Below are 6,952 nucleotides of genomic sequence, written 5' to 3'. Positions count from 1 at the left end.
AATTCAGCAAAGTTCAGGGTTTTGGGGGTTAGAGGCATGCTCTCCAGTTGGCGAAAGGCTCCACCCGCCACGAATGCCACCCCTTTAGACGCCACGAAGTTCTCGATATTTTCTGGCCCGTTCCTCGGCTGGATCGGGGGCTTGAGCTTTGGCAACTGCCTCCTCCAGTTGGGCCATCACCGTCTCTGCCGGTTCAGCGGAGCGGACGACGTAAAACATTAGGTTAATGGCTTCGTTGGCCGTCAGTTTGAGGGTTTCTTTTCCCTTGGGCACCAGCGCGATCTTGCCATCTGTGGTTGTGATGGCTGTATGGGATCCCTTAGCCAGAATCTCCCCAGCTTTTTCCAGAGTGACAAGCATATCCGTAGCTCACGGCAGCAGGACATCTACTATCCTATCGAATGTCTTGGGGCAAACGTTCCAGAAGGGTCTAAGCCATTTGGCGGATTGGGTGGGTTCATCATGGGTTGCCATGCTCTGCCAGCCAAGCATACAAGTGGGGAAACAACTTTTGATTGGCCCCTGGGAAGGGAAATTCCGACAGCTCCGCCGGGCTGACCCAGCGCACCTCGCTACATTGCAGGGCTTGGGCTTCTCCGCCCAGGTAGCGGCAGATAAAAGCGATAAGAGTAACGGTGAAATGGGTATAGGCATGTTCGACGGTGGCCAGCGGCGCGACCACCTCGATATCGATGCCGATTTCTTCTTTTACCTCCCGCACTACACACTCGGCAGCCGTTTCTCCCGGCTCGATTTTCCCTCCGGGAAACTCCCACAGCCCACTGAGCATCGAGCTTTCCAACCGTCGATCGATAAGGATTTCTTTTCCCCGCAGAACAATGGCAACCGCGATTTGCTTATGAGGACGGGAGGCACGGGGTGCAGACATAGGCAATTGTTGGTGTTGACCTCGATTGTAGGCGCTGCAATCCGCTTGCCAAGGGCACCGGCCACAGTGAGGCTTTTTGGGACGACAGACGGTAGCCCCCAAATCCATCAGGGCTTGGTTAAAAGCCCGCGGCTGCACGGGATCCAACAATTGCTGGGAAAGCTGCCACAACAGGGGCAGACACTGGGCCGGAGGCTGTTGCAAAGCCACCAAGCGAGCCAACACCCGCTTAACGTTGCCATCCAAAATGGGCAAAGGCTGATCGAAGGCAGCGCTGAGAATGCCGCCAGCCGTGGTGCGCCCGATCCCCGGCAGAGCCAGCACCTGCTCCAAATCCCTGGGGAACTCGCCGTTCCGTTCCCGCACCAGGATTTGGGCGGCTTTGTGCAAGTTCAGGGCCCGCCGGTAGTAGCCCAGGCCCTCCCACAGTTTCAGCACCTGCTGCTGGGGGGCTGCCGCCAATGCTGGGATCCCGGGCAGGGTTTGCATCCAGCGCTGAAAGTAGGGGATAACTGTTGCCACCTGGGTTTGCTGTAACATCACTTCCGAAACCCAAATGGCGTAAGGATCCCGGGTGCGGCGCCAGGGCAGATCCCTTCCGTGGTCACGGTACCAACGCTGAAGAGACTGCCGCAAGCGTTGCAAGAAAGCCTCGTCCCACTCCCCTCCTTTGCTCGGAAGGCTGGCAATGTAGGAAAAACTGACCTCGGCTTCTGATATGGGCTGAGACTCAAGCTGCGTAAGCAAAGTGCAAAGCCCACCAGATCAGGGCCGAAACCACACCGGCCACAATCCCTGCCGAGATCAAAACGACAATTGGGCTATCTGCCCCCTTGAACTTCATAATGCCGCGATTGTAGTCAGCCATCCTTGCCTCCTACCAGCTCTGGCGTTGGGGTTGTCAGGGATGTTGATCGGGATCCAGATCTGCCAGCTCTATTCACAGGGAAAGCTGTGGCGAAGATGTCCCAGTAGAGGTGCTCCGCACCGCCGGCGCAAACATGCCTGGGGAGAAGCACCGTCCTCGGTCATGCATGATACAACCTTAGCATGGAACAGACTTTGACCCTGGTGATTTGGACTGTTTGGAATAACCAGAAGCTAGGCAACCCGCAGGACTAACCGGTCTGCTTCCCACTGTCGAAATAGGTTGAGAAGGTGGTCGGCTCTCTCTTCGTGGGCAGCCAGGATCTCAGCGCCAGAACGGGCTTGATTGGCCAGGGGCAGCAGCAGCTCCACCACCTGGTAGCGGGTAGAGGCTATCATCTTGCCCGGGATGCGGGCGACGGGCCAGAAAATATCCATCTTCTGGGTCAGGATCTGGGCCGGATCCAGCTTGCCCAACAGATCTGAAAAGGGGATTTTTTGATCCCAGTAGCGCACGCTGCCATAGCGGACAAACAAGGGGTTGAGCTGCCAGCGGGAGCTCTTAAAAAATTCGACTGTAAAGGGATCCCAGTGGTCCACCTTTTTCCCTTGATGGCAACACCAGAAGAGATTTTGCGTGTGATACAGAGGCTCCAGATACTCCATGACCCGCAGTTGGTCGATGCGAGCAAGGGCCTCGTAGCGGCGATGGAACTCCGGGTGGGTGGCGGCAATCAACGGCCTGGCATTCCAATAGTCCAAGTAGGGGGCTACATCGATAAACTCCAGCCCGGCTTGGGCAAGCAAGTCGGGAATCTCGCCGATGTCGAAAGGAATATCATTGGCATGGAAGAAATTATCGACAATGTTTTCATCTTGTCCATAGTATTCTTGGTGAGCCTTGGCGTGCTTGGCCAAAAGGGAATTGGGGCTGGCTCCCTTCAGCAGTTGCCGCACAAATTCGATCTTTTCTGGGGTTGCAGGTGGGGTGATGCCCAACAACTCCAAGGCTCGCCGAATGCGGTACAGATGCCAACGGCCTGAACGGTTGTAGAGCATCAGCGCCATCACCCCATCGGGAGCCAACCGCGATGCCAGATTGCTCAAAGCCTTCACCGGATCTGCAGTGTGGTGAATCACGCCGTAGGAGCTGATCATGTCGAAGCTGCCTTCGGGCCAAGTAGAGGGATCCAGCAGATCCCCGTACTGCACAGAGCAGTTGCGTAGGCCGTGGTGCTTAATTCGCTTCTGGGCCATCTCCAGGGCCGGGCGGCTGATGTCGATCCCGACCACCGACCCATAGCCGGGGTTGCTGGCGGCAATGCCATGCACCTCCCAGCCGGTGCCACACCCTGCCACCAAAAACCTGGCTCCTGCGGGCTCTTGCAGCCTACGGGTGCGGGCGTACTGCGCCAAGGTATAGCTGCCCAGACTGGAGAAGCCCTCAAAGGGCCGGTCGTAAGGAATAGGAGGATAGGGGAAAGTCTCGTACTGGGCCTGCACCGCCCGGGTAATCTCGGCTTCGCTCACCAAAAGCACTTCCTCCCACGTATTCCCCCCCATCCTACGGTTTTCTTGAGGTTTTGAGCGGGGAGATCTTCCCAACCGTTGCTAAGCCCCTGCCAGAGCGTGGGTAGCCCGCTTGTAGGCTTCCTCCAGCGTCTCTGCCAAGGTGGGGTGAACATGCACCAAGCTGGCCAGTTCTCGCACCGTGGCCCGGCGAGCAATGGCCTGAGCCGCCTCGTGGATCAAATCCGCTGCATGTGCCCCCAAGATGTGGGATCCCAGCAGTAGGCCGGTGCTCTTGTCAAAGACCAGCTTGACCATGCCCTCTGTCTCTCCCGAAGCAATGGCCTTGGAGTTGCCGCCAAAGTAGGTGCGCACCGTGCCCACGCTGTAGCCTTCCTCCTTGGCCTGAGGTTCGGTCAGCCCCACAAAACCCATTTCCGGGTGAGTGAACACCGCTGCCGGAATGCTGAGGTAGTCCATATAGGCGGTACGGCCACAGATGTTTTCCACGGCCACTCTCCCCTGGGCTGCCGCTGCGTGGGCCAACATCATCTTGCCGGTCACATCCCCAATAGCCCAGAGGTGAGGCAAATCGGTGGCCATGCGGCTATCGACAGGAATAAACCCCCGTTTGCCGGTGTCGATGCCCAGCTCGGCCAAGCCCAGCCCCTCTGAGACCGGGATCCGACCGGCAGCCACCAAGCAGCCATCCACCTGCAGCGTCTCGCCGTTGGAGAGGTGAATCGTTACTGGCTGGCCAGGGATCACCTGCTTGGCCGTGATCCCCACGTAGGTCTGGATTTGCCTGGGCTTAATCAGCACCCGCTGGGCCAGGCGGGCAATATCGGGGTCAAAGGCCGGCATCAGGGTCTCCAGGGCTTCGATGAGGATGACCTGGGATCCCAAGGCAGTGTAGATGTCGGCAAACTCCTGGCCAATGTAGCCGCTGCCGATAATCGCTAGGCGCTCCGGGATCCACTCCAGCCGCACCGCCTCGTCGCTGGTGAACACCGTCCGGCCATCCACCTCGATGCCAGGGGGCACAAAGGGGCGGGAGCCCGTAGCAAGAATAACATCCTGCGCCGTGTAGGTATAGGATCCCTTCTCTTCCTGGACTTCCACCTGCTGGGGTGCCACCAACTTGCCCCGCCCTCTCAGGATTGTTACCCCCAGCCTCTCCAGGGAGCGGGTCATGTCGGCGCGGATTTTCTCCACCACTTGGGCAGCATGATTGGCAATAGCCTCTCGGTTCACCTGAAGGGATCCCACTTGGATGCCCAGCCCAGAGCTATGTTGCAGTTCCCGCAGGCGTCCTGAGGCGGCCAGCAGAGCCTTGGAGGGGATGCAGCCGCGGTTGATGCAGGTGCCGCCCATTTCTGCACCTTCGACGATGGCGGTCTTCAGGCCAGATTCGACCGCATGTAAAGCAGCGCCGTGGCCGCCGACGCCGGCACCGATGATGATTACGTCAAAATCGAAGCTCATGGCGAGATTGGATAACCAGTGCCTCATTTTCTCACCTTGTTGGCCTTCCCAGAAACCTGGCTAGGGGCACCCAAGCCATGCAGTAGCATAGAGTCGCTTGTAGGCGGGTGGGGGTACACATGACACTCCAAGCTTTGATCTTCGATGTGGACGGCACGCTGGCGGACACGGAGCGGGATGGTCATCGCGTGGCCTTTAACGCTGCCTTTGCCGAGGCAGGGCTGGACTGGCACTGGTCGGTGGAGCTCTACGGCCAACTCCTGGCCATTACGGGGGGCAAAGAGCGCATTCGCCATTTCGTTGCAACCTGCCAGCCGCCGCTACCCCCTGGTGAAGATTTAAATGCCCTCATTGCCCGGCTGCACCAGGCCAAAACCCGCCACTACACGGCTCTGTTGGCCAAAGGCGGGATCCCTTTGCGCCCCGGTGTCAAGCGGCTACTGCAGGAGGCCCAAGCTGCTGGGATCCGCTTGGCCATTGCCACCACCACCACGCCGGAAAACGTGACGGCCCTTTTGGAGCACGCGCTGCCGGAGAGCCTGAGCTGGTTTGAAGTGATTGCTGCCGGAGATGTGGTCCCCGCCAAAAAGCCCGCCCCCGACATCTACTTCTACACCCTGGAACAGATGGGGCTGCCCCCCCAGGCCTGCCTGGCCTTTGAAGACTCGGAGAATGGGCTGCGCTCGGCCCAGCAGGCCGGTATTCCCACTGTGGTGACGGTAAACGACTATACCCGGGATCAGGATTTTTCCGGGGCGGCTCTGGTGCTGGATCACCTGGGGGAGCCTGAGGATCCGTTTCGGGTGTTGGCGGGAACGGTGGGATCCCACCGCTACTTCACCCTGGAGTTGGCCCGACAGATCCATGCTCAAGTTGCCCGGTCTGGAGTGGGAAGCTCATGATGGCGTCAGATCTCCAAGACCTGCGGCAGCGCCTAGAGGCCCATCTGCAGCAAGTGGCCCAGCCCCGGGATCCCGACTGGTCGCCCCTGGGCCATAGCCAAGTGGAGCGCTACATCCAAGAGCAGCTTTCTAAGTGGGGATCCCTGGAGTCCTTCCCCTTTGAGGCCGGTGGCCGCCTGCACCGCAACTGGATCTTGAAATTGCCGGGATCCCGTTCTGGCCGCCAACCCATCCTCATCGGAGCCCACTTTGACGCTGCCCCGGCAACCCCTGGAGCAGACGACAACGCCAGCGGCGTGGCGGTGTTGCTGGAATTGGCCCGCCATTTTGCCGCCAACCCTGCCCCTTCCCCCCTGTGGCTGGTGGCTTTTGACCTGGAGGAGCGGGGGATGGTGGGCAGTGGGGCTTACGCCCAGTTTCTTCAACGTCAGAGGCAATCCCTACGGCTGATGCTGTCTTTGGAAATGCTGGGCTACCGGGATCCCACCCCCGGATCCCAACGCTACCCCGCTGGCCTTGAGAAGCTCTACCCCAACCGGGGAGATTACATCGGTCTCATCGGCAACTGGCCCACCTGGGGGGATCTGCTCAAGCTGCAGCGTGATTTTCAAAAAGTGGGGATCCCTTGTTGCTGGCTGCTGGCCGGGCAGCGAGGCTTGATCCTACCTGCCACTCGCCTGAGCGATCACTCCCCCTTTTGGGATGCGGGCTACGCCGCCGTTATGGTTACCGACACCGCTTTCTTGCGCAACCCCCACTACCACAAGCTGAGCGATACCTTGGAAACCCTAGATCCAGATTTCCTGACGGGGGTCTGCCAGGGCTTGATGGCCGGGATCCGCTCGCTGTAGCTCTTCCAAACACCACAGTCGTTCAACAACAAGTAGCGTGCGTTAAGTCCTAACTCCCCTCTCTCTGGAAGGAGGCTGGGGGTAAGGGTAGAGTTGGCATCCTCAGTACGGAGATTTCTCCAGGGGGTTCGCGATTCTTCGACTGGATCCTTTGTTGATGAGGGGAGACAATGGATGAGAGTAGTAATGGGGAAAAGGTTAAAAAAACCTGCCTTGGCAGTGTGAAACTCAGCAGGAGCATTGTGTATGAGCACTTTTGCCCAAGCTCCCAAAAAGTGCGTTTCCAAAGTTTCCGAAGTAGTGAGAGCACAGTAAAGCGCCATCTCGCCCTTCTGCCTCTACCTCTTTTGGATCTGCTCTAATTCGCCAACTGCAACTTTGTATTCTGGAAATAGCTCGAAAAACCCTAACCTTGCAGGGGTGAGCCTATGGCTGCGAGTGACTTCAAG

7 protein-coding genes are annotated in these 6,952 nt (G+C 58.7%); 2 read left to right on the top strand and 5 right to left on the bottom strand.

All coding sequences use genetic code 11. From position 1 onward, the window contains the following. Nucleotides 1–84: 84 nt before the first annotated feature. From NW843_RS04780 to lpdA, 5 genes are all read right to left on the bottom strand, one after another. On the bottom strand, nt 85–360 hold the full coding sequence (locus tag NW843_RS04780) for a hypothetical protein (RefSeq protein ID WP_099812344.1): 276 nt from the start codon (nt 358–360) through the stop codon (nt 85–87). A gap of 100 nt (nt 361–460) precedes the next feature. Next, entirely contained in the window at nt 461–1,534 is a 1,074-nt protein-coding gene (gene mutY / locus NW843_RS04775) for an A/G-specific adenine glycosylase (RefSeq protein WP_414522260.1), read from the bottom strand. An 85-nt stretch (nt 1,535–1,619) separates the two neighbouring features. Beyond that, nucleotides 1,620–1,757 (bottom strand): hypothetical protein, encoded by a 138-nt coding sequence (locus tag NW843_RS04770; protein WP_011432392.1) that lies wholly within the window; start codon nt 1,755–1,757, stop codon nt 1,620–1,622. A gap of 233 nt (nt 1,758–1,990) precedes the next feature. After that, nucleotides 1,991–3,286: a class I SAM-dependent methyltransferase gene (locus tag NW843_RS04765; protein WP_414522258.1), complete on the bottom strand. Its 1,296-nt coding sequence runs from the start codon at nt 3,284–3,286 to the stop codon at nt 1,991–1,993. An 81-nt stretch (nt 3,287–3,367) separates the two neighbouring features. After that, nucleotides 3,368–4,750 carry a dihydrolipoyl dehydrogenase gene (gene lpdA / locus NW843_RS04760; protein WP_414522259.1) on the bottom strand — a complete coding sequence of 461 codons (1,383 nt, stop codon included), beginning with the start codon at nt 4,748–4,750 and terminating at the stop codon, nt 3,368–3,370. 119 nt (nt 4,751–4,869) lie between these two features. Here lpdA and NW843_RS04755 point away from each other — a divergent pair, with 119 nt between their 5' ends. Both NW843_RS04755 and NW843_RS04750 read left to right on the top strand, forming a co-directional pair. Beyond that, a complete protein-coding gene (locus NW843_RS04755) occupies nt 4,870–5,652 on the top strand; it encodes an HAD family hydrolase (RefSeq protein WP_414522257.1) in 783 nt (260 codons plus the stop codon). Then, the gene (locus tag NW843_RS04750) at nt 5,649–6,503 is read left to right on the top strand and encodes a M28 family peptidase (RefSeq protein ID WP_414522256.1); all 855 of its coding nucleotides are present in this window, start codon (nt 5,649–5,651) and stop codon (nt 6,501–6,503) included. The genes NW843_RS04755 and NW843_RS04750 overlap by 4 nt, the downstream gene beginning before the upstream one ends. The last annotated feature ends 449 nt before the right edge of the window (nt 6,504–6,952 follow it).

The organism is Synechococcus sp. R5-12, from assembly GCF_047502655.1.
In the GTDB taxonomy this organism is placed as follows: Bacteria; Cyanobacteriota; Cyanobacteriia; order Thermostichales; family Thermostichaceae; genus Thermostichus.
This window is presented reverse-complemented; position numbering and strand designations above follow the sequence as displayed.

Coding starts and splice junctions, on each gene's coding strand:
- NW843_RS04750 (WP_414522256.1), top strand. CDS start 5,649: ATGATGGCGTCAGATCTCCAAGACCTGCGGCAGCGCCTAGAGGCCCAT.
- NW843_RS04755 (WP_414522257.1), top strand. CDS start 4,870: ATGACACTCCAAGCTTTGATCTTCGATGTGGACGGCACGCTGGCGGAC.
- NW843_RS04780 (WP_099812344.1), bottom strand. CDS start 360: ATGCTTGTCACTCTGGAAAAAGCTGGGGAGATTCTGGCTAAGGGATCC.
- NW843_RS04770 (WP_011432392.1), bottom strand. CDS start 1,757: ATGGCTGACTACAATCGCGGCATTATGAAGTTCAAGGGGGCAGATAGC.
- lpdA (WP_414522259.1), bottom strand. CDS start 4,750: ATGAGCTTCGATTTTGACGTAATCATCATCGGTGCCGGCGTCGGCGGC.